The organism is Streptomyces sp. NPDC001927 (assembly GCF_053594455.1).
This window is the reverse complement of record NZ_JBSFEN010000014.1, coordinates 18,132-40,318: the sequence shown is the minus strand read 5'-3', so window position 1 is coordinate 40,318 and position 22,187 is coordinate 18,132. Positions and strand designations below refer to the sequence as shown.

20 protein-coding genes are annotated in these 22,187 nt (G+C 71.4%); 11 read left to right on the top strand and 9 right to left on the bottom strand.

Going from position 1 to position 22,187, the window contains the following annotated elements; translation table 11 throughout:
- Positions 1-10 precede the first annotated feature (10 nt).
- Positions 11-3,040 (bottom strand): NACHT domain-containing protein, encoded by a 3,030-nt coding sequence (locus ACWCO8_RS32515; RefSeq protein ID WP_451035229.1) that lies wholly within the window; start codon positions 3,038-3,040, stop codon positions 11-13.
- Positions 3,041-3,190: 150 nt separating this feature from the next.
- Here ACWCO8_RS32515 and ACWCO8_RS32510 point away from each other — a divergent pair, with 150 nt between their 5' ends.
- From ACWCO8_RS32510 to ACWCO8_RS32500, 3 genes are read left to right on the top strand one after another with little or no spacing between them, the layout of a single operon-like run.
- The gene (locus tag ACWCO8_RS32510; protein WP_451035228.1) at positions 3,191-4,072 is read left to right on the top strand and encodes a sterol desaturase family protein; all 882 of its coding nucleotides are present in this window, start codon (positions 3,191-3,193) and stop codon (positions 4,070-4,072) included.
- On the top strand, positions 4,069-4,737 hold the full coding sequence (locus tag ACWCO8_RS32505; RefSeq protein ID WP_451035227.1) for a lysoplasmalogenase: 669 nt from the start codon (positions 4,069-4,071) through the stop codon (positions 4,735-4,737). The genes ACWCO8_RS32510 and ACWCO8_RS32505 overlap by 4 nt, the downstream gene beginning before the upstream one ends.
- An 18-nt stretch (positions 4,738-4,755) precedes the next feature.
- Complete coding sequence (locus ACWCO8_RS32500) at positions 4,756-5,799, top strand: zinc-dependent alcohol dehydrogenase family protein (RefSeq protein WP_362016424.1); 1,044 nt, start codon at positions 4,756-4,758, stop codon at positions 5,797-5,799.
- 93 nt (positions 5,800-5,892) lie between these two features.
- On the opposite strand, the gene ACWCO8_RS32495 is transcribed toward ACWCO8_RS32500, so the two are convergent.
- Positions 5,893-7,197, bottom strand: coding sequence for a CoA transferase (locus ACWCO8_RS32495; RefSeq protein WP_451035226.1), 1,305 nt, complete (start codon positions 7,195-7,197; stop codon positions 5,893-5,895).
- Positions 7,198-7,283: 86 nt separating this feature from the next.
- Positions 7,284-8,825: a S8 family peptidase gene (locus tag ACWCO8_RS32490; RefSeq protein ID WP_451035225.1), complete on the bottom strand. Its 1,542-nt coding sequence runs from the start codon at positions 8,823-8,825 to the stop codon at positions 7,284-7,286.
- Between the two features lie 293 nt (positions 8,826-9,118).
- Between ACWCO8_RS32490 and ACWCO8_RS32485 the strand changes: the two genes are divergently transcribed.
- The 3 genes from ACWCO8_RS32485 (at position 9,119) to moaA (ending at position 12,269) form a co-directional block, all read left to right on the top strand.
- Entirely contained in the window at positions 9,119-9,490 is a 372-nt protein-coding gene (locus ACWCO8_RS32485) for a DUF485 domain-containing protein (protein ID WP_362016429.1), read from the top strand.
- On the top strand, positions 9,487-11,115 hold the full coding sequence (locus ACWCO8_RS32480; RefSeq protein WP_451035224.1) for a solute symporter family protein: 1,629 nt from the start codon (positions 9,487-9,489) through the stop codon (positions 11,113-11,115). Before ACWCO8_RS32485 ends, ACWCO8_RS32480 begins: the two co-directional genes overlap by 4 nt.
- A 152-nt stretch (positions 11,116-11,267) precedes the next feature.
- On the top strand, positions 11,268-12,269 hold the full coding sequence (gene moaA, locus ACWCO8_RS32475) for a GTP 3',8-cyclase MoaA (RefSeq protein ID WP_451035223.1): 1,002 nt from the start codon (positions 11,268-11,270) through the stop codon (positions 12,267-12,269).
- Here the strand turns inward: moaA and ACWCO8_RS32470 are convergent.
- Both ACWCO8_RS32470 and ACWCO8_RS32465 read right to left on the bottom strand, forming a co-directional pair.
- A complete protein-coding gene (locus tag ACWCO8_RS32470; protein WP_451035222.1) occupies positions 12,252-12,494 on the bottom strand; it encodes a hypothetical protein in 243 nt (80 codons plus the stop codon). The genes moaA and ACWCO8_RS32470 overlap by 18 nt on opposite strands.
- 181 nt (positions 12,495-12,675) lie before the next feature.
- Positions 12,676-13,020, bottom strand: a complete 345-nt coding sequence (locus ACWCO8_RS32465) for a DUF3099 domain-containing protein (RefSeq protein WP_362016437.1) — start codon at positions 13,018-13,020, stop codon at positions 12,676-12,678.
- Positions 13,021-13,200: 180 nt separating this feature from the next.
- Between ACWCO8_RS32465 and ACWCO8_RS32460 the strand changes: the two genes are divergently transcribed.
- The gene (locus ACWCO8_RS32460) at positions 13,201-13,476 is read left to right on the top strand and encodes a GlsB/YeaQ/YmgE family stress response membrane protein (RefSeq protein WP_362016439.1); all 276 of its coding nucleotides are present in this window, start codon (positions 13,201-13,203) and stop codon (positions 13,474-13,476) included.
- Between the two features lie 69 nt (positions 13,477-13,545).
- Here the strand turns inward: ACWCO8_RS32460 and tyrS are convergent, their stop codons facing one another.
- Genes tyrS through ACWCO8_RS32445 form a run of 3 tightly spaced genes read right to left on the bottom strand, consistent with a single transcriptional unit; the run spans position 13,546 to position 17,780 of the window.
- A complete protein-coding gene (gene tyrS, locus ACWCO8_RS32455) occupies positions 13,546-14,823 on the bottom strand; it encodes a tyrosine--tRNA ligase (RefSeq protein ID WP_451035221.1) in 1,278 nt (425 codons plus the stop codon).
- A 54-nt stretch (positions 14,824-14,877) separates the two neighbouring features.
- Complete coding sequence (locus ACWCO8_RS32450) at positions 14,878-16,272, bottom strand: metallopeptidase TldD-related protein (protein ID WP_451035220.1); 1,395 nt, start codon at positions 16,270-16,272, stop codon at positions 14,878-14,880.
- Positions 16,269-17,780, bottom strand: coding sequence for a TldD/PmbA family protein (locus ACWCO8_RS32445; protein WP_451035374.1), 1,512 nt, complete (start codon positions 17,778-17,780; stop codon positions 16,269-16,271). Before ACWCO8_RS32445 ends, ACWCO8_RS32450 begins: the two co-directional genes overlap by 4 nt.
- 212 nt (positions 17,781-17,992) lie before the next feature.
- On the opposite strand from ACWCO8_RS32445, the gene fabG reads away from it, so the two are divergent.
- From fabG to ACWCO8_RS32430, 3 genes are all read left to right on the top strand, one after another.
- Positions 17,993-18,712 (top strand): 3-oxoacyl-[acyl-carrier-protein] reductase, encoded by a 720-nt coding sequence (gene fabG, locus ACWCO8_RS32440; protein ID WP_362016447.1) that lies wholly within the window; start codon positions 17,993-17,995, stop codon positions 18,710-18,712.
- Between the two features lie 2 nt (positions 18,713-18,714).
- Positions 18,715-19,491, top strand: coding sequence for an enoyl-ACP reductase FabI (gene fabI / locus ACWCO8_RS32435; protein WP_362016449.1), 777 nt, complete (start codon positions 18,715-18,717; stop codon positions 19,489-19,491).
- 163 nt (positions 19,492-19,654) lie between these two features.
- Positions 19,655-20,071: a hypothetical protein gene (locus ACWCO8_RS32430; RefSeq protein WP_451035219.1), complete on the top strand. Its 417-nt coding sequence runs from the start codon at positions 19,655-19,657 to the stop codon at positions 20,069-20,071.
- Here the strand turns inward: ACWCO8_RS32430 and ACWCO8_RS32425 are convergent.
- On the bottom strand, positions 20,004-20,729 hold the full coding sequence (locus ACWCO8_RS32425) for a FadR/GntR family transcriptional regulator (protein ID WP_362016453.1): 726 nt from the start codon (positions 20,727-20,729) through the stop codon (positions 20,004-20,006). The two genes, ACWCO8_RS32430 and ACWCO8_RS32425, sit on opposite strands and share 68 nt — an antisense overlap.
- A gap of 130 nt (positions 20,730-20,859) precedes the next feature.
- Here ACWCO8_RS32425 and ACWCO8_RS32420 point away from each other — a divergent pair, with 130 nt between their 5' ends.
- A complete protein-coding gene (locus ACWCO8_RS32420) occupies positions 20,860-22,170 on the top strand; it encodes a CynX/NimT family MFS transporter (protein WP_451035218.1) in 1,311 nt (436 codons plus the stop codon).
- Positions 22,171-22,187 lie beyond the last annotated feature (17 nt).

Below are 22,187 nucleotides of genomic sequence, written 5' to 3'. Positions count from 1 at the left end.
CGGACGCGGCTCAGGTGTACGTGACGCCGTGACGGACCTCGATGCTGATGCCCTCCCGGTCGGCCAGCGGAGCGGTGTCGACGAACCCGGAGGAGGAGATCCGTAGCAGCGACAGGCCGGGCAGTTCGCGCAGCGCCTCGATCCCCCGGACGCCCGGACAGCGGCCGATGAACAGCTCGACCAGCTCGTGGTGGGCGACCACCTCGGCGAGGTCCAGCCCGTCCACGTCCAGGATCTGCAGCGTCCGCAGGGACGACCGGAGTCGGGTCCCCGTCAGCTGCCGCCACTGCTCGGGGCCGGACACGCTGAGCCAGGCAAGGTCCGGCCACTCCTCGATGCCGGCGAGCCGCAGCGTGGAGGCACCCTGGAACAGGCCGAGGCCCGTGAGCGCCGGCCCGAAGGGGAGGTCGCCGACGGCCCGTTCGACAGGCTGGTAGTCGAATGTGAGATGCCGCAGCCGAGGGAGGCCGACCAGCGGCGCCAACGAGGTGCCCTCGGCCGGTCGGTACACGTGGAGGGATTCCAACGGCAGCCCGCCGAGCGAGTGGAGGTCGGACACCGACCGGCACCGATTGAGCGTCAGCATGCGAAGGTCGGGCAGTCGGTGCAGCGGGGAGAGATCCGCGAGCGAGTCGCTGTTGCTCAGGATCAGAAAGGTCAGCGCGGTCTGCCGCAGGATCTCCTCGGGAAGGCCGTGGTCCCCCTCGAGTGTCACCTCACGAAGATGCGGCAGCTGGGCCAGTGCCTTCAGGTGCGCCTCGGTCCGGATGTGGGCCATTCCGTTCGCCGCCGCCGGATGGGCGAGCACGGTCTCCGCGTACTCCACGGCCTCGAACGCAGGCCAGGCCATCCCCAGCTCGAAGCGCACCCCGATCCGGGTGTCCGCGTGAAACCGTGAGATCACCCCCAGCGCGGCGTCGCCCCCGACGGCCGCCGCCGTGCGCACGACCGCCTCCGCTTCCCGGTCCGAGAGTTCCTGCGGGCCCGGCAGCAGCGGAAGGACCAGCTCGCCGACCTTCGCCAGCCGTTCGGCGTCGTCGAAGGTGCGGGGCGGCAGGAGTTCACGCGTCCGGTCCTCCACCTCCATCCGTACCGCCGGGTCGAGTTCCGGAGCCTGCTCCAGACACGCCGCCGCAAGGAGCACCAGCCGGTGCCGCAGCTTCGGCGCCCGGTCGGCACGCCGCAGCAGCTGCTTCAGCAGCCGTGCGCGCTCCTCCACGCGCGCGTGGCCCACAGCCATCTGGACGACGTCGTCCCACGTGTCGTCGTGCGCGTGCTTCACCAGGACGCCGAAGTCCCGCGCCTCCACCGCCGCCTTGGCGCCCAGGTAGTCCAGGAAGGTGCGGTGGACGAAGTCCACCGTGCCGGCGGTCGGTTCGCGCAGCAGGCCGCTGCGGATCAACAGGTGCGTGAAGACCTGCGGCGCCGTCCCCCGCACCTGCGGCATCGCGGTCAGCCACTCGGCGACCAGCTCTTCGGCCTCCCTGCGGTCGGCCTGTACTTGGCCGTTGCGGATCAGCCAGTACGCGAGCCGCTGCAGCAGCGCCGTCTGTTCCTCGCGCGTCAGCTCGACGCCCTCGACCCCGCAGATCTCGCGCTCGGTGTCCCGCCGCACGAGCAGCATGTCGAGCGCCGCGTCGTACAACTCCTTCCGTGCGCGGGGAAGCTGTGTTCGGCGGTCCCGGTTCAGTGCGCACAGCAGCGCGCACATCAACGGATTGGTGGCGAGCCTGCTCAGGTCCCTGCGCGTGGTGACCGCGTGCCGGAGGGAGCGTTCGTAGCCGTCGAGCAGGTCGTCGGCGGGGTCCTCGCCCCGCGCCGCTTCGTGCCAGTGCCTGATGAAGGAGCGGATGGAGTCCCGGTCCATCGGCAGCAGCGAGTGAGCCGTGAAGCCATGGCGGGCCAGCCACTCCTCCGGTACGGCCGACGGCCGCGTCGTCACCACGTACCGGGCGGCGGGGAAGGCCGCGATCAGGCTCTTCAGCCAGGTCTCGGTCCGCTGCCGCAGGTGGACCGGGACCTCGTCCACGCCGTCGACGAGCACGAGCGCCCGGCCGCTCGCGAGCAGACCCTCCGCCCAGCCCGCGGGGGGACGCAGGGGCACCCCGGACGCGCGCAGGAACTCCTCGGGCATCGGCAGCGCGTCCGCCGAGGTGAAGGCGCGCAGCCGGAGGACGAACGGCACGCACCGGTTCCAGTCGGCGAGGTCCTGGGGAAAGGACCGGCGGGCCGCGTTGAGCGCCAGCCACTGCACGAGGGTGCTCTTTCCGGACCCGGCAGGCCCGCGCAGCAGCAGACGGTCCGTCGTCGCGAGTGCCTGCTCGGCGGAGACCGTCGCCCGCCCTGCCCGGGGCAGGCCATGGACGACGTCGGGCCGGTCCCCGCTCACCGCCAGACCGATGTACGCCGTGTCCAACGGCCACTCCCGCGCCGACCGCCCCAGCGTCAACCCGAACAGCTCCACCCGTCCGTGCGTCGCCGCCACATACCGTGCGTACCGCTCCTCGAAGGCGAGCGCCTCCGCCTCCGGGCGAGGGCGGTCCGCCGCCAGGGCCTCCACCGCGTCCCGCGTCTGTCCTGCCACGCGCGCGTGCTCCACCGCCGCCCGCCCCGCGAACGACGGCTCGGCCGTCAGCTGCTCCACCAGGTGGGCGCAGCAGAGCCCGAGCAGATCGTCGTACAGCTCCAGCGTCCGTCCGGACAGGCCCGCGTCCGGGGCGCGCAGCTCGCCGCGCAGCCGCTCCGGGTCGAGGTCCACCGCGAAGAGCCGGTCCGTGTCCACCGGGCCGGCCGCCGCGAAGGTGTCCCGTACGCCGTCGACCGCCGCCAGTCGTTCATGCTCCGCCAGGCCGGCGTACGAGCCCGAGGCCAGCCGCGCGCCCAGGACCTTCGCCAGGCGGTCGGGCTTCGCGGGCCGGGGGAGCGGGCGGACCGGCGAGTCGACGAGTCCGGCACCCTTGCGTGGCATCGCCACGGACTTCACGACCGCGCCCAGTACCGTCCCGGCCAGCCGCGCCAGCGCAACTTCCAGTCCCTGCAACGGAGTTCCTCCCCCAGTGGCCGCCGTCCACCCGATCGTACGCCGCCCGGTCTTGTCGGAAGGTGCCAAAGCTTGCTGACAAGTCGTCTCGCATACTTGTTGGTAACAGCGTCTAGCCGCACCCCGACCCGCACCTCTACCGTCGTCGGCATGCCGAACCTGCCCGATGTCGTGCTCTGGTCCATACCGGCGTTCGTCCTGCTCACCGTCCTGGAGATGGTCAGCTACCGACTCCATCCCGACGAGGACGCCGCCGGATACGAGACCAAGGACGCCGCCACCAGCCTCGGCATGGGGATCGGCAGTCTCGTCTTCGACTTCCTCTGGAAGATCCCGATCGTCGCCATCTACACCGCGGTCTACGAGCTCACCCCGCTCCGCGTCCCGATCCTGTGGTGGACGATCCCGCTGATGCTGCTCGCCCAGGACTTCTTCTACTACTGGCAGCACCGCGGCCACCACGTCATCCGCGTCCTGTGGGCCTGCCACGTCGTGCACCACAGCAGCCGGAAGTTCAACCTCACCACCGCGCTGCGCCAGCCCTGGACCAGCCTGACGTCCTGGCCGTTCTACCTGCCGATGATCGCCCTCGGCGTGCACCCGGCGGCCGTCGCGTTCTGCTACTCGATCAACCTCGTGTACCAGTTCTGGATCCACACCGAGCGCATCGACCGGCTGCCCCGCCCCTTCGAGTACGTCCTCAACACGCCCTCCCACCACCGCGTCCACCACGCCTCCCAGGGCGGCTACCTGGACCGGAACTTCGGCGGGATCCTCATCGTCTGGGACCGGATGTTCGGCTCCTGGGTGGGGGAGACGACCAAGCCCGTCTTCGGCCTCACCAAGAACATCGAGACGTACAACCCGCTGCGCGTCGCCACCCACGAGTACGCCGCCATCGCCCGCGACGTCCGCGCCGCGACCAGCTGGCGCGAGCGCGCCGGGCGGGTCTTCCGGGGGCCGGGCTGGCAGCCGGGACCACAGCCGCCGGCCACGGGCACCGGCCCCGCCGCCGCGGAGCCCGCCGCGTGAGCGCCCGTACCGCGGCCTCCGCCGCCACCGTGACGAGCGCGCTCTCCCGCGCCCTCCTCGCCGCCTTCGCGCTCGCCGTCGCCGTCGACCTGGTCTCCCTCCTCGCGGGCGCCGAGCTCGGGCACCGGATCGCCAAGCCGCTGCTGATGCCGCTGCTCGCCGCGTACGCCGCCACCCGGGGCGCGCCCCGGCTCCTGATCGTCGCGCTGCTCTTCGGCTGGGGCGGCGACGTCTTCCTGCTGTTCGACGCCGACTGGGCCTTCCTCGTCGGCATGGGCTCCTTCGCCGCCGGGCACGTCTGCTACCTCGCGCTCTTCGGGCGCCGGAGCACGTCCGTACCCCTCGGGATCGCCTACACCGTCGCCCTCCTCGGCACCGTCGCGCTGCTCTGGCCCGACCTCCCCGCCGACCTGCGGATCCCCGTCGCCGGCTACTCCCTCCTGCTCACCGCCATGGCCTACCGCGCCAGCTCCCTCGGGCTCACCGCGGGCGCAGGCGGCGCGCTCTTCCTGCTCTCCGACACCCTCATCGCGACCGGCGTCGCCGAGTGGCCCCAGCTCCCCGCCCCCGACTTCTGGATCATGGCCACCTACGTCGCCGCCCAGTACCTGCTGACCACGGGCGTCCTCACACAGGCGTACGGTGAGCGGAGTACCGCCGCCTGACAGCAAGGACCTCCCCGCATGCGCGCCACCACCATCCACGCCCCGTTCGACATGCGCGTGGAGGACGTCCCCGACCCCGTCGTCCAGGACCCCACCGACGTCGTCGTCCGGGTCCTGCGGGCCTGCATCTGCGGCAGCGACCTGTGGGCCTACCGCGGCGAGTCGGCCCGGCAGCCCGGCCAGCGCATCGGCCACGAGTTCCTCGGCATCGTCGAGGAGGCGGGCGCCGGCGTCACCGGCTTCGCCGCGGGCGACCTCGTCGTCGCCCCGTTCGTCTGGTCCGACGGCACCTGCGACTACTGCGCCGAGGGCCTCCAGACCTCCTGCCCGCGCGGCGGCTTCTGGGGCTCCGTGGGCTCCGACGGCGGCCAGGGCGAGGCCGTCCGCGTCCCCTTCGCCGACGGCACCCTCGTCAAGCTGCCCGCGGAGGCCGCCTCCGACGACCACCTCCTGACCGCGCTCCTCGCCCTCTCCGACGTCATGGGCACCGGCCACCACGCCGCCCTCGGCGCCGGCGTCGTCAAGGGCTCCACCGTCGCGGTCGTCGGCGACGGCGCCGTCGGCCTGTGCGGCGTCCTCGCCGCCAAGCGGCTCGGCGCCGAGCGGATCATCGCGCTCGGCCGCCACACCGTCCGTACCGACATCGCCCGCACCTTCGGCGCCACCGACGTTGTCGCGGGCCGCGGCGAGGCCGCCGAGGCGGCCGTCCTCGAACTCACCGGCGGCCAGGGCGCCCACGCCGTCATCGAGGCCGTCGGCACCGAGCAGTCGATGCGCACCGCCGTCGCCATCACCCGCGACGGCGGCTCCATCGGCTACGTCGGCGTCCCGCACGGCAGCGGTACGGGACTCGACCTCTCCGTCATGTTCGACCGGAACATCGCCCTGCGCGGCGGCGTCGCGCCGGTCCGGGCGTACATCCCCGAGCTGCTCCCGGACGTCCTCGACGGCACGATCGACCCGTCCCCGGTCTTCGACCTGACGGTCGGACTCGACGGCGTCCCCGGCGGCTACAAGGCCATGGACGAGCGCACCGCCCTCAAGGTCCTGGTCAAGCCCTGAGGCCAAGCCCTGAGCTCAAGCCCTGAGCTCAAGCCCTGAGCTCTAGCCCTGAGCTCTAGCCCTGAGCTCAAGCCCTGAGCTCAAGCACCGAGCTCAAGCCCCGAGCCACTCGGGAGCGTCCGCTCCCGCGACGCCCGGCGGGCGTGACCAGCCCGCCGGGCCGTCCTCGTACGAGACGGGCGACAGCGCGTGCCGCAGCCGGCCCAGCGGGCCGTCCGTCTCCGTGAGGTACCGCTCCGGCTCGTACCGGGGCAGCGCGTGCGTCAGCCAGTGGCCCGTCTGGGCCAGCGCCAGGCGTACGAGACGTGTGCCGCCCTCCCGCTCCTGCTCGGTCAGGGAGCGCAGGACGGCCGCCGCGAGCAGGTAGCCCGTGCCGTGGTCCAGGGCCTGCGCGGGCAGCGCGCCCGGCCCGTCCGCCGAGCCCTCGGTCACCGCGATGCCGGTCGCGACCTGCACCAGGCTGTCGAAGCCGCGCCGCTCGCCCCAGGGCCCGTAGTCGCCCCACGCCGAGAGTCGGGCGATCACCAGGCCGGGGCGGTGGAGGTCGAAGCGGTCCAGGGCGCCGGGGCGGTAGCCGGTGACCAGGACGTCGGCCGCGTCGAGCAGCTCGTCGAAGGTCCGCCGGTCCGAGGGGCTCTCCAGGTCGAGCGCGGCGGTCCGCTTGCCGACGGCGGTGTCCGCGTGCTGGTCGGGCAGTTCGGGGTTGGCCGGCGGGTCGATCCGCAGCACGTCCGCGCCGAGCAGCGCGAGCGTCCGCGTCGCGACCGGCCCGGCGAGGACCCGGGTCAGGTCCAGGACCCGCAGCGGCCGGTCCGGGCGCCCCGCCGGCGCGGCCTCGTCGAGCCGCTCCCGGGTCAGCAGCGGCCGGGCCGCCACCTCGCGGCCCTGCTCGTGCGCCGCCCACTCCTCAGGGGTACGCAGGGCGACGGCGAGGCCCCCGGCCGCGTACACCGTCGCCTCGGTCTCGACGGCCTTCCGCTCGGCGATCGCCGCCGCCACGGCCTCCACCGACTCCTCCCGCACCCCCAGGGCCGACAGCAACGCGGCCCGGTGGTGCGGGTAGTTGGCGTGCGTACGGACCCAGCCGTCCGAGGCCCGCCAGAAGCGGGAGAGCGGCGCGAAGGTGACCGGCTCCCTGCCGTCGATCCGGAGGTGACGCTCGCTCACGAAGGCCGTGGCGACCGCCCCGTCGTCCACCCGGACCCGCCCCGGCAGTCCGGCCCGCTCCACCGCCGCGAGCCCCGCGACCGCGACCGCCGTCCGCGCCAGGTCCATCACCGGCAGCCGGGCCGCGAGCAGCCCCGAAGGCCCTCCGTACGCCACCCGGTCGACCAGCGAGGGATCGCCGCCGAGGGCCGACCACAACAACTCCGTACCCGTACGCACTGTGTTGTCCATGCGCCGCATGATGGCACTCCGTGCCACGCGAAGGGGCCCCGGTGTGGCGCACCACACCAGGGCCCCTCCTTTGCGCGACGTACGTACTAGCGGCGCTTGACCGCGTCGAGCGCGTCCACGAGACCGGCCCCGTAGAAGCCGTTCTTGCTCTTGCCGCCCTCGCAGACCGCGTCGACGACGCCGTCACCCTCGATGTCGTACGGGTTGGTGCAGGCACGGTCGTCGGCCTGCGCGTACAGCATGGCCTTCAGCTGCGCCGGGCTCGCCTTCGGGTGCGTCGACTTCAGCAGCGCGAGCACACCGGCGGCGTGCGGCGAGGCCATCGACGTACCGGCCTTGTAGTTGTAGCCGCCGTTGACCGTGGTCGACAGGATGCGGCCGTTGACAGCCGGAGCGTCCGGGGTCTGGTACTCGGTCCGGTCGCCGCCGGGCGCCGCGATGTCGACGACGCCGAGACCGTAGTTGGAGTACGAGGCCTTCAGGTCCTTGGCACCCGTCGCGGAGACGGTGACCACGCCCGGCAGCATCGCCGGGTAGTCGAAGCACTCCTTCGGGTTGATGACCCGGGTCACCGGCGTGGTGTCGTTCGGGCTGGTGACGTCGGTGAGCTCGTCCGCCGCCAGGTCCATCTTGGAGTTGCCGGCCGCCGCGACGTTGACCGTGCCCTTGCGCTCCGCGTAGCGGGTCGCGCGGGTGACGGCCTCGATCAGGGCCTTCTGGTCCTCGTCGTTCTTGCAGGCGAACAGCCACGGGTCGGTGTAGTAGCTGTTGTTGGTGATCTCGACACCGCGCTCGGCCGCCCACATGAAGCCACAGACGACGGCCTCGGTGTAGAAGAAGCCGTCGGTCGTGGACACCTTGATGCCCGAGACCTTCACGCCCGGCGCGACACCGGTGATGCCGGTGCCGTTCTTGGCGGCGGCGATCGTGCCGGCGACGTGCGTGCCGTGGTCGCTCTCGCCCGCCTGCGGCCGCCACGAGCCGGGGGTGATGTCCGGCTTGCCGGTGACGCAGTTGGCCGAGGCGCGGGCGTCGAAGTTCGGCGCCAGGTCCGGGTGGGTGTCGTCGACACCCGTGTCGATGACGGCGACCGTGACCTTGCTGCTGCCGAGGGTCTTGCGGTGGGCCTGGTCCGCCTTGATGGCGGGCAGGTCCCACTGCAGCGGCTCCAGCGCGTCCTGGTCGTCCGTGGCACGCGCCGCGGCGGAGGTCGCCTCGGCCGCGGTGAGCGCCTGACCACCCTCGCCGACGGAGGTGTCCTTCTGGACGGAGAGCGGGGCGGTACGCGTCGAACCGGCCGACACCACACCCCGGGCCTTGCGGATCGTCTTCGCGAACTCGGGGTTCTGCGAGTGGACGACTATCACGCCTATCTGGTCATACGCGATGACCACCGTGCCACCGGCCGCGGCTATCGCCTTCTTCACCGAGGCGGCCGTCCCGCGGCCCCCGTCGACGTTGACGACGTAGGACAGCTTCGGGCCGTTCGTCGAGACGGCGGTCGTCGCGGCGCCGTCGCTGACCTCGGCGGCGGAGGCGCCCGCCGGCAGGAAGCCGAGCGAGGCCGTGAGCGCGAGACCGACGGGCAGAGCGAGTACTCGGCCGCGTCTCGATCCCAGATGAGCCATGGGTTCTCCACATCATCCGTATGTACTGCCCGTACGCCGTTTGCGTACAGGCAGGTGCATGACGAGTGAAGTTATCGCTGATCTTCCCGCGTCATCAATGAGTTGAGAGGGATTGGCGTGGATCCGGAGGAATATCCAGACAGACCCACGGAGGAGAACCACTCCCCGTGAACCGCTTCGCCGCGCGCTCCGTGCCGTTGTGCAGGGGAGGAGCTCCGGCCGGAGCACCGTCCCCGACCCCCAGTGAGGCCCCTTTGTCCATGCCCACCGCACCCGCGCCCCAAGGAGATTCCGTGGTCACCGAAGCACCGCCGCCACCGGACGGCCCCGAGGCCTACGCCGGCCCCGTCCAGCCCACGACCGAGGCCTTCGTCGAGGTGCAGGAGAGTGCGGAATTCGGCGAACTGCGCCGTACGTACCGCTCCTTCGCCTTCCCCCTGACGGTCGCCTTCATCGCCTGGTACCTGCTGTACGTGCTGCTCTCCAACTACGCGGGCGGCTTCATGGGCACCAAGCTCTTCGGCAACATCAACGTGGCGCTCGTCCTCGGCCTCGGCCAGTTCGCCACGACCTTCCTCATCGCCTGGCTCTACTCCCGCCACGCGGCCGACCGCCTCGACCCCAAGGCCGAGGCCATCAAGTCCCGTATGGAGGCCGACGCGTGAACAGCTCCACCCTCCTCCTCGCGGCGAGCAGCGCCACCAGCGAGCACCGGCCGCTGATCATCACCCTCTTCGGGGCCTTCGTCGTCGCCACGCTCTTCATCACCGTCTGGGCCGGCCGCCAGACCAAGAGCGCCGCCGACTTCTACGCCGGAGGCCGCCAGTTCACCGGCTTCCAGAACGGCCTCGCGATCTCCGGCGACTACATGTCCGCCGCGTCCTTCCTCGGCATCGCCGGCGCGATCGCGCTCTTCGGCTACGACGGTTTCCTGTACTCCATCGGCTTCCTGGTCGCCTGGTTGGTCGCCCTGCTCCTGGTCGCCGAGCCGCTGCGCAACTCCGGCCGGTTCACCATGGGCGACGTCCTCGCCTACCGGATGCGCCAGCGCCCGGTCCGTACCGCCGCCGGCACCTCCACGATCGTCGTCTCGATCTTCTACCTGCTCGCGCAGATGGCCGGCGCCGGCGTGCTCGTCTCGCTGCTGCTCGGCATCACCAGCGACGGCGGCAAGATCGCCATCGTCGCCCTGGTCGGCATCCTGATGATCGTGTACGTCACCATCGGCGGCATGAAGGGCACCACCTGGGTGCAGATGGTCAAGGCCGTCCTGCTCATCGCGGGCACGCTCCTGATCACCTTCCTCATCCTGCTGAAGTTCAACTTCAACCTCTCCGACCTGCTCGGCGCGGCCGCCACCAACAGCGGCAAGGGCTCGGCCTTCCTCGAGCCCGGGCTCAAGTACGGGGCCACCAGCATCTCGAAGCTGGACTTCCTCTCGCTCGGCATCGCGCTCGTCCTCGGCACGGCAGGCCTGCCGCACATCCTGATCCGCTTCTACACGGTGCCGACCGCCAAGGCCGCCCGTAAGTCGGTCAACTGGGCCATCGGCATCATCGGCGCCTTCTACCTGATGACGATCGTCCTCGGCTTCGGCGCCGCCGCCCTGCTGAAGAACAGCGACATCATCGCCTCGAACAAGGCGGGCAACACCGCAGCGCCGCTCGCGGCCCTGGAGATCGGCGGCGGCTCCGGGTCCACCGGCGGCGCGATCCTGCTCGCCGTGATCTCCGCCGTCGCCTTCGCCACCATCCTCGCGGTGGTCGCCGGACTCACGCTGGCCTCGTCGTCCTCCTTCGCGCACGACATCTACGCCAACGTCATCCGGCGCGGCAAGGCCACCGAGAAGGAGGAGGTCCGCGCGGCCCGCTGGGCGACCGTCCTCATCGGTGTCGTCTCGATCGCCCTCGGCGCGCTCGCCCGCGACCTCAACGTCGCCGGCCTGGTCGCCCTCGCCTTCGCGGTCGCCGCCTCCGCCAACCTGCCGACGATCCTCTACAGCCTGTTCTGGAAGCGGTTCACCACCCAGGGCGCGCTCTGGTCGATCTACGGCGGTCTGATCTCCTCGGTCGTCCTGGTGCTCTTCTCGCCGGTCGTCTCCGGCAAGCCCACCTCGATGTTCAAGACCGTGGACTTCTACTGGTTCCCGCTGGAGAACCCGGGCCTCGTCTCGATCCCGCTGGGCTTCCTGCTCGGCTGGCTCGGCTCGATCCTCTCCAAGGAGGAGCCGGACAAGGGCAAGTACGCGGAACTGGAGGTCAAGTCCCTCACCGGTGTCGGAGCGCACTGACCCGTACACGGTGAGCGATACCGGAGCGGCCGCGTCGTAGGGTCCTACGACGCGGCCGACGCGGTCCTCGTGACAAACGGCCCCTGCTCGTCGTCGGTGCTCTCGCGTAGGCTCGCTGTATAAATCACCGAACGAAGGGGAGGGGGCCCACAGTGCTCATCGACACGTACGGCCGACAGGCCACCGACCTTCGCGTCTCGCTCACCGACCGGTGCAATCTGCGCTGCACGTACTGCATGCCGGAGGAAGGTCTGCAGTGGCTGGCCAAGCCCGATCTGCTGACCGACGACGAGATCGTCCGGCTGGTACGGATCGCGGTCACCCAGCTCGGTGTCACCGAGGTCCGCTTCACCGGCGGTGAGCCGCTGCTCCGCCCCGGCCTGGTCGGGATCGTCGAGCGTTGCGCGGCCCTCGAGCCCCGCCCCCGGATGTCCCTGACCACGAACGGCATCGGACTCAAGCGGACGGCCGCCGCGCTGAAGGCCGCGGGCCTCGACCGGGTCAACGTCTCGCTGGACACCCTGCGCCCCGACGTCTTCAAGACCCTGACCCGCCGCGACCGCCACCACGACGTGATCGACGGCATGGCCGCCGCGCGGGACGCCGGGCTCACCCCGGTGAAGGTCAACGCGGTCCTGATGCCCGGGCTCAACGACGACGAGGCCCCCGACCTGCTGGCCTGGGCCGTGGAGAACGGCTACGAACTGCGGTTCATCGAGCAGATGCCGCTGGACGCCCAGCACGGCTGGAAGCGCGACGGCATGATCACTGCCGGGGACATCCTGGAGTCCCTGCGCACCCGCTTCACCCTGACCCCCGAGGGCTCGGACGAGCGCGGCTCGGCCCCCGCCGAGCGCTGGGTCGTGGACGGCGGACCGCACACCGTGGGCGTCATCGCCTCCGTCACCCGCCCGTTCTGCCGGGCCTGCGACCGGACCCGGCTGACCGCCGACGGCCAGGTGCGCACGTGTCTGTTCGCCACCGAGGAGACCGACCTGCGGGCGGCGCTGCGCGCGGCGGAGGCCTCGGACGCTGCGGACGCGGAGATCGCCCGGATCTGGAAGCTGGCGATGTGGGGCAAGAAGGCGGGCTCGGGCCTGGACGACCCGAGCTTCCTGCAGCCCGAACGCCCGATGTCAGCGATCGGCGGCTGACCCGTCGGCCGAGCCGTCGGGCGACTCCCACTCGGTCAGCAGGACGACATCCTTGAGGAAGCCCCGTACACCCAGGAACTGGGAGAGGTGCTCGCGGTGCTCCTCGCAGGCGAGCCAGGTCTTGCGGCGCTCGGGCGTGTGCAGCTTCGGGTTGTTCCAGGCCAGCACCCACACCGCGGCGGCGCGGCAGCCCTTGGCCGAACAGATCGGGGTCTCGTCGCTCATCCGATCATTGTCCAGCAATGGCGATGCCGAGCAGCCACGGGGGGAGCTGCCCGGCACCGGTCCGTCGCTCCGACGGGGGATGCGGAGCGCGTAGGAAGTATGTCACGGGGGACGGGGTCCGGTGCACCGGAACTTCATGATTGATCTGAGCTTTTCCTGAGCTTTTAGATCGCTACGATGATCAACTCTGATCGTGTGCGCGTTCCGTACGCGGTTCCGCCGGGACGTCCCCCGCGGGGAGTTCGGGCCGGGTCGGCGCGGGCACGAACGTCGACGGCAGCGACGGCGGCCGCTCCCGTCCCGCGTTGGCGACGACCACGGCGACATAGGGGAGCAGCGCACCCAGCACCAGGGCCACGATGGACACGTGGCGTTCGACGTTCCACAGGACGACCGCGGCGATCACGGACAGCGTCCTGATCGTCATCGAGATCACGTACCGACGCTCGCGGCCCCGCACGTCCTCGGCGAGACCCTGCCGGGCCCCGGTGATCCGGAAGACCTCGGCTCCGCCATGCTTCCGCATCACATTCCACCACCAGCGTCCACGCCGGACTCTCCCCGTTCCGGACCTGTCTCCACGGTACGCCTGAGGTCCGAGGTCGAGGAGGCCGGGTCACGTATGGGTCCGTCCGACATGCGCCGTATGGCGGATGGGCCGAGACTGGGCCCACATGCGCAGATTGCGCCGCATGAGGAGGCGAGCATGAGCTGGTTGTGGGCAATCATCGTGGGATTCGTCCTCGGTCTGATCGCCAAGGCGATCATCCCGGGGAAGCAGCAGATCCCTCTGTGGCTGACGACCATTTTCGGCATTCTCGGCAGCATTCTCGGCAATGCTGTCGCGGGCTGGATCGGTGTCGAGGACACCAAGGGCATCGACTGGATCCGCCACCTGCTCCAACTCGTCGGCGCCGTCGTCGTGGTGGGCTTGGGCGACATGCTGTGGACCACGGTCCGCGGCAACAAACAACGAGCCTGACATGACGGAGGCCGGTACGCGCGCGACGCGCGTACCGGCCTCCGTCATGTCGCCGATCGACCGGGGGCGTCAGCCCTCCGTGCCGGCCACGAGCTCGATCGCCGCCAGGTTCTTCTTGCCCCGGCGCAGCACCAGCCAGCGGCCGTGCAGCAGCTCGTCCGCCGCCACCTCGGCGTCCTCGGCGGTCACCTTCACGTTGTTCACGTAGGCCCCGCCCTCCTTCACCGTGCGGCGCGCGCCCGACTTGCTCGGCGCGAGACCGACCTCGGTGAACAGGTCCACGACCTGCCCGAGCGCGGTCACGCGCGCGTGCGGCAGCTCGGAGAGCGCCGCGGCGAGCGTGGCCTCGTCCAGCTCGGCCAGGTCGCCCTGCCCGAACAGCGCCTTCGAGGCGTTGATGACGGCCGCGCACTGCTCGGCGCCGTGCACCAGCGTCGTCAGCTCCTCGGCGAGCGCCCGCTGCGCGGTGCGCGCCTGCGGCCGCTCGGCGGTGAGCTGCTCCAGCTCCTCCAGCTCCGCGCGGGACTTGAAGGACAGGATTCGCATGTACGTGGAGATGTCACGGTCGTCCACGTTCAGCCAGAACTGGTAGAACGCGTACGGCGTCGTCATCTCCGCGTCGAGCCAGGCGGCCCCGCCCTCGGTCTTGCCGAACTTGGTGCCGTCGGCCTTGACCATCAGCGGCGTCGCGAGCGCGTGCACCTCGGCGCCCGGCTCGAGGCGGTGGATCAGGTCGAGCCCGGCCACCAGGTTGCCCCACTGGTCGGAGCCGCCCTGCTGGAGCGTGCAGCCGTATCGCCGGTACAGCTCCAGGAAGTCCATGCCCTGGAGCAGCTGGTAGCTGAACTCGGTGTAGCTGATGCCCTGCTCGGACTCCAGGCGCCGGGCCACGGAGTCCTTGGTCAGCATCTTGTTGACCCGGAAGTGCTTGCCGATGTCCCGCAGGAACTCGATCGCGGACAGGCCCGCGGTCCAGTCCAGGTTGTTCACCATGACCGCCGCGTTCTCCCCCTCGAAGGAGAGGAAGGGCTCGATCTGGCCCCGGAGCCGGTTCACCCAGTTCGCGACCGTCTCGGGGTCGTTCAGGGTGCGCTCGGCCGTCGGGCGCGGGTCGCCGATCTGGCCGGTGGCCCCGCCGACCAGCGCCAGCGGCCGGTGACCGGCCTGCTGGAGCCGGCGGACGGTGAGCACCTGGACCAGGTGGCCGACGTGGAGACTGGCCGCGGTCGGGTCGAAGCCGCAATAGAACGTGACGGGACCGTCCGCGAGAGCCTTGCGCAGTGCGTCCTCGTCGGTGGACTGGGCGAACAGCCCGCGCCACTTCAGCTCGTCGACGATGTCCGTCACGATCGTCCGTCTCCTTGGATTGGTTGTAGTCACGCCGACCCCAGTCTATGGGGGTCAGACGCCCTTGCTGACCGAGCTCATGTTGAAGTCCGGCACCCGCAGCGCCGGCATCGCCGCCCGGGTGAACCAGTCGCTCCACTCGCGCGGCAGCGTCTTCTCGGTCCGGCCGGCCTCCGAGGCCCGCGACAGCAGGTCCACCGGCGACTCGTTGAACCGGAAGTTGTTCACCTCGCCCACGACCTCGCCGTTCTCGACGAGGTAGACGCCGTCCCGGGTCAGACCGGTCAGCAGCAGCGTCGCCGGGTCGACCTCGCGGATGTACCAGAGGCAGGTGAGGAGCAGCCCGCGCTCGGTCGCGGCGACCATGTCGTCCAGGGACTGCTCGCCACCGCCCTCCAGGATCAGGTTCCCCGCACCGGGCGCCACCGGCAGGCGGGTGAGCCCCGCCGTGTGCCGGGTGGTGATGAGGTGCTCCAGCCTGCCCTCCCGTACCCAGTCCGTCCGGGCGAGCGGCAGACCGTTGTCGAAGACGGAGGAGTCGTCGCCCGAGGCGTGCGCGATGACGAACGGCGCGGATTCGAGACCCGGCTCGTTCGGGTCGCTGCGCAGCGTCAGCGGCAGCGGGGAGAGCGTCTCGCCGAGGCGCGTCCCGCCGCCCGGCTTGGAGAAGACCGTCCGGCCCTCCACCGCGTCCCGGGCCGCCGAGGACCACAGCTGGTAGATCAGCAGGTCGGCGACCGCGGTCGGCGGCAGCAGCGTCTCGTACCGCCCGGCGGGCAGCTCGATCCTGCGCTCCGCCCAGCCGAGCCGCTTCGCCAGGTCGGCGTCGAGCGCCGCCGGGTCGACGTCCTTGAAGTCCCGCGTGGAGCGCCCGGCCCACGCGGACCGCTGGCGGTCCGGGGACTTGGCGTTCAGCTCCAGGGTGCCGTTGGGCTGGTCGTGGCGGAGCCGCAGCCCCGTCGACGTACCGAGGTAGGTGGAGGTCAGCTGGTGGTGGGCGAAGCCGTAGAGCTCGCGGCCGCCGGCCCGGGCGCGGGCGAAGGCCTCGCCGAGCGCGGGCGCGAAGTCGGTGAAGACGGCGGAGCTGGTCTCGGCCGGCGCGTCCGTGAAGTCCGGGGAGGCGTCGACGCCCTGGACCAGCGGCTGCGCGTCCTCGGCGGGCCCCGCGGCCCGCGCGGCGGCCTCGGCGGCCCGCACCAGGGGCTCCAGGTCGTCGGCGGTCACCGCCGAGCGCGACACGACCCCCGAGGCCGTGCCCTGGGCGCCGTCCACGGTGGCGACGACGGTGAGCGTACGGCCCCGGGTGACACCGTTCGTCGTGAGCGCGTTGCCCGCCCAGCGCAGGTTGGCGGAGGACTCCTCGTCGGCGATGACGACACAGCCGTCCGCCCGCGACAGCTCGAGCGCCCGCTCGACGATCTCGTACGGCTTGGTGGAACGCGAGCTCATCGACCGGCCTCCTGCGTGGTGTTGAGGATGTTGACGCCCCGGAAGAGGGCGGACGGGCAGCCGTGGGAGACCGCGGCGACCTGGCCCGGCTGGGCCTTGCCGCAGTTGAACGCGCCGCCGAGGACGTACGTCTGCGGGCCGCCGACCTTCTCCATCGAGCCCCAGAAGTCGGTCGTCGTCGCCTGGTACGCGACGTCCCGCAGCTGCCCGGCGAGCCGGCCGTTCTCGATGCGGAAGAAGCGCTGCCCGGTGAACTGGAAGTTGTACCGCTGCATGTCGATCGACCACGAGCGGTCGCCGACCACGTAGATGCCGCGCTCGACCCCGCCGATCAGGTCCTCGGTGGAGAGCCCGCCCGGGTCCGGCTGGAGCGAGACGTTCGCCATCCGCTGCACCGGCACGTGCCCGGGGGAGTCGGCGAACGCGCAGCCGTTCGACCGGCCGAGGCCCGTCAGCTTCGCGATCCGCCGGTCCAGCTGGTAGCCGACGAGCGTGCCGTCCTTCACCAGGTCCCAGCTCTGCGCCTCGACGCCCTCGTCGTCGTAGCCGATCGTCGCGAGGCCGTGCTCGGCGGTGCGGTCACCCGTCACGTTCATGATCGACGAGCCGTACGCCAGCTTCCCCAGCTGGTCGAAGGTGGCGAACGAGGTCCCCGCGTACGCCGCCTCGTAGCCGAGCGCCCGGTCCAGCTCCGTCGCGTGCCCGATCGACTCGTGGATCGTCAGCCAGAGGTTCGACGGGTCGACCACCAGGTCGTACGTCCCCGCCTCCACGCTCGGCGCCCGCATCTTCTCCGCGAGCAGCCCCGGGATCGACTCCAGCTCCGCGTCCCAGTCCCAGCCGGTGCCGGTCAGGTACTCCCAGCCCCGCCCGACCGGCGGCGCGATCGTCCGCATCGAGTCGAACTCGCCCGTCGTCCCGTCCACGGCGACCGCCGTGAGCTGCGGGTGCAGCCGGACCCGCTGCTGGGTGGTGACCGTGCCGGCCGTGTCCGCGTAGAACTTGTTCTCCTGGACGGTCATCAGCGAGGCGTCCACGTGCGCCACACCGTCCGCCCGCAGCAGCCGGTCGCTCCAGTCGGCGAGCAGCGCGCTCTTCTCGGCGTCCGGGATGTCGAAGGGGTTGATCTCGTACGAGGAGACCCAGGTCCGCTCCGCGTGCACCGGCTCCTCGGCCAGCTCCACACGCTCGTCGGAACCGGCCGCGGCGATCACCTTGGCCGAAAGCTTGGCCATGGCGACGGCCTGCGAGGCGACCCGCGCCGCCCCGTCCATGGTCAGGTCCACCCCGGAGGCGAACCCCCACGCCCCGCCGTGCACCACCCGCACCGCGTACCCCAGGTCCGTGGTGTCGGAGGAACCCGATGGCTTGGCGTCCCGCAGCCGCCACGAGGCGCTGCGCACCCGCTCGAGCCGGAAGTCCGCGTGTTCGGAGCCGAGGGCACGCGCGCGTGCCAGCGCGGCGTCGGCCAGCGCCCGCAGCGGCAGCGCCGTGAAGGCCGCGTCGATCGAATGGGTCCCAGAGGGCACAGCTGTCTCCTGTTCGTATGAGACCGGTCGCCCCCGATCATGTCGCGCTTCGGGCCGCCACGCCCAGAGCTTTATGTAGGGACCCGACAGTGACATTCGTACGCCACTGTCAGGGGGCGATCCCTCGTGACCGAGGCCGGACCGATAGGTTTTCGGTATCCAGACCGCTGAAAGATCGAAAGGGTGATCCGTTGAGCCGCTCGGTTCTCGTCACCGGAGGCAACCGGGGCATCGGCCTCGCCATCGCCCGCGCGTTCGCCGAGTCCGGCGACAAGGTCGCGATCACGTACCGGTCCGGTGAGCCGCCGGCAGCCCTCCTCGAACTGGGCTGCCTCGCCGTCAGGTGCGACATCACCGACGCCGAGCAGGTGGACCAGGCCTACAAGGAGATCGAGGAGACGCACGGTCCGGTGGAGGTCCTGGTGGCGAACGCCGGGGTCACCAAGGACCAGCTCCTCATGCGCATGAGCGAGGACGACTTCACCACCGTCGTCGACACCAACCTCACCGGCACCTTCCGGGTCGTCAAGCGCGCCAACCGCGCCATGCTGCGGGCCAAGAAGGGCCGCGTCGTCCTGATCTCCTCGGTCGTCGGTCTGCTGGGTTCGGCGGGGCAGGCGAACTACGCCGCCTCGAAGGCGGGCCTGGTCGGCTTCGCCCGCTCCCTGGCCCGCGAGCTCGGCTCGCGCAACATCACGTTCAATGTCGTCGCCCCCGGTTTTGTCGACACCGACATGACCGCGGTGCTGACCGAGGAGCAGCGCGCGGGCATCGTGTCCCAGGTGCCGCTGGGCCGCTACGCGCAGCCCGAGGAGATCGCCGCCGCGGTGAAGTTCCTCGCCTCCGACGACGCTTCGTACATCACTGGAGCCGTCATCCCGGTTGACGGCGGATTGGGCATGGGTCACTGACCATGAGCGGAATTCTTGAGGGCAAGCGCATCCTGATCACGGGTGTGCTGATGGAGTCCTCCATCGCCTTCCACACCGCGAAGCTGGCCCAGGAGCAGGGCGCGGAGATCATCCTCACCGCGTGGCCGCGTCCGACGCTGACCGAGCGCATCGCCAAGAAGCTGCCCGAGCCCGACAAGGTCAAGGTCCTCGAGCTCGACGTCTCCAACGACGAGCACCTCGCCCGCCTGGAGGGCCAGGTCCGCGAGCAGCTCGGCGACCGTCTCGACGGCGTCGTCCACTCCATCGGCTTCGCCCCGCAGGACGCGCTCGGCGGCAACTTCCTGAACACGCCGTTCGAGTCGGTGGCCACCGCCATGCACGTCTCGGCCTTCTCGCTGAAGTCCCTGACGATGGCGCTGCTGCCGCTGATGCACCAGGGCGGTGCGGTCGTCGGCCTCACCTTCGACGCGCAGTTCGCCTGGCCGCAGTACGACTGGATGGGCCCGGCCAAGGCGGCGCTCGAGGCCACCAACCGCTACATGGCGCGTGACCTGGGCAAGCAGGACATCCGCTGCAACCTCGTCTCGGCGGGTCCGATCGGCTCCATGGCCGCCAAGTCGATCCCCGGCTTCAGCGAGCTGGCGGCGGTCTGGGACAGCCGTTCCCCGCTGAAGTGGGACCTCGCCGACCCGGAGCCGGCCGGCCGTGGCGTCGTCGCCCTGCTGTCCGACTGGTTCCCGAAGACCACGGGCGAGATCGTCCACGTCGACGGCGGTCTGCACGCGATCGGCGCCTGAGCGCTCACCCGTTCGGCGGTACGAAAGGCCGGGTCGCCCCTCTCAGGGGGCGCCCGGCCTTCGTCGTACCCGAGGGCCCGCGCCCGAGTCGAAAACTCCGGCGAACCACCCCAAACTGGTCCAGAGCGCGACATCCGGCTACTGATGGGGAGGAGGTACGGGCATGCGCGTGCCGCACCGCAGGGCCGCCGCTCTCGCCTCGGCCGCCGTACTCCTCACCGGGCTCGGGATAGCCGCCGAGGTCCGTGCCGCCCCCGCCCCGGCCGAGGAGATACCGGCGCCGACGGCCCGGGACGCCGAGGGCTTCGAGGCCTCCTGCCGCACGGTCGTCGAGGGCTCCACCGTCACCGCCCACTGCCAGAACCCGTACCCCACCACCGACCGCGTCCGGCTGCACGTCGAGTGCGAGCGCTGGTGGGACGTGGACACCGACAGCGCGCCCGTCGACGTCGGCCCGACCGCCTACGCCCAGCTCACCGCCCGCTGCTGGAAGGAGGTCAAGTCCGCCTGGCTCACGCACCAGCCGGCCGAGCCGCTCCCGTCGAAGGCCCCGCCCCCGTCACCGGCCCCAGGTCCCTGAGGCACATGAACGGATAGCCGGCCGCCTCCGCGGCCGCCGTCTCCCCGTCGCCGGACCGGATCGCCTCCACGAGCCGCGCGTGGTCCATGTGGTGCTCGGGGCGCAGCTCCTGGCCCACGTCGTCGCGCAGCCACTGCCGCAGGACGTGGCCGAGGTCGGCGTAGAGCTCGGTCAGCACCTCGTTGTGCGAGGCGACCACCACCGCGTGGTGGAAGGCCCCGTCCGCCATCACGAACCGCTCGGCGTCGCCCGAGACCCAGGCCTCCTCGCGGCCCGCGAGCAGGGCGTCCAGCTGCTTCAGGTCGCGGTCGGTGCGCCGGAGCGCCGCGAGGCTCGCCGCCGAGGACTCCAGCGTGGAGCGCAGCTCCGCGATGTGCCGGGGATCGGAGTCGGCGAACCGGCGGTGCATGACCCCGGCCAGCTCGCTCGTCGCGACCACGTACGTCCCCGAGCCCTGCCGGATGTCGAGCAGTCCGTTGTGCGCGAGCGCGCGCACCGCCTCGCGCACGGTGTTGCGGGCCACGCCCAGCTGCTCGACCAGCTCCGGTTCGGTCGGGATCCGGGACCCGACCGGCCATTCACCGGAGGTGATCTGGTTCCGGAGCTCCGTGATCACCTGATCGGAGAGCCCGGAACGCCGGGGAGAGCCGAGCGCCATGAAGCACCTTCTCTTTCGGTCCGGAGGGTTCCGGACGCTTCCGCGTGTGGTTCGTCGCCCGCTTCCGGACGGCTCCCGAGGGCAGTTCCGGATTGGACAACCAATCATCCCATGATTCTATGATGGCGCCATGCCTGACGAGCCGAAGACCCTCACGACCGCCGCACCGCCGGCCCGTACCCCCGCCACCGGCCCGGCCGCCACCACCGCGGATTCTCCCGCACCGGACCGGCCGGCCCTGTGGGTGACCCGGCTCGTCGTCGTCGGACTCGTGCTCGCCGCCATCAACCTCCGCCCCGCCATCACCAGCCTCGGCGCCCTCCTCGAAGAGGTCCGCGAGGGGCTCCACATGAGCGGCAGCGTGGCCGGCGTCCTCACCTCCGTACCCCCGCTCTGCTTCGCGATCTTCGGCATCACCGCGCCCCGCCTCGCCCGCCGCTTCGGCCCCACCGCCGTCGTCTGCGCCGGCATGGCGGCGATCTTCGCGGGCCTGGCCGTACGCCCCTTCGCCTCCGGCACCGTCGGCTTCCTCGCCGCCAGCGCCCTGGCCCTCATGGGCATCGCCGTCAGCAACGTCCTGATGCCCGTCATCGTCAAGCGGTACTTCCCCGGCCGCGTCGGCACCATGACCGGGCTCTACTCGATGGCGCTCGCCCTCGGCACCTCCCTGGCCGCCGCCGCGACCGTGCCCATGACCCAGGCCCTCGGCGGCAGTTGGCGCGCCGGGCTCGGCCTCTGGGCCGCCCTCGCCGCCCTCGCGGTGCTGCCCTGGATCCCGCTCGTCCGCGACCGGGCGCGGTCGGCGACGACCCTCCCGGCGGCGGAACCGACCTCCCCGGGGAGCGTTTCGGCGAGCGCCCCGCTGCGGATCACCCGGAGCCGCACCGCCTGGGCGCTCGGCGCCTTCTTCGGCCTCCAGGCCACCGGCGCGTACATCACCATGGGCTGGATGCCGCAGATCTTCCGCGACGCGGGCGTCCCCGCCGGCACGGCCGGTGTGCTGCTCGCCGTCACGATGGTCATGGGCGTCCCGCTCGCCTTCGTCATCCCCGGCCTCGCGACCCGGCTCAAGACCCAGGGCCCGATCGTCGTCGCGCTCGGCCTGTGCGGCCTCGTCGGCTACAGCGGCCTCTACCTCGCCCCGGCGGCGGGAGCCTGGGCCTGGGCGCTGCTCCTCGGCGTCTCCAACTGTGCCTTCCCGCTCGCCCTCACCATGATCGGGCTGCGCTCCCGCACCGGCGCCGGCGTCGTCCGGCTCTCCGCCTTCGCGCAGAGCGTCGGCTACCTCATCTCCATCCCCGGACCGCTCCTCGTCGGCGTCCTCTACCAGCACAGCGGCGGCTGGGGCCTGCCCATCGCGCTGATGGCCGGGCTGATGATCCCGCAGATGATCATCGGCACGCTCGCCGGACGGGACCGGACCGTCGAGGACGAATGCTGAGATGCGAGACTGTCCCC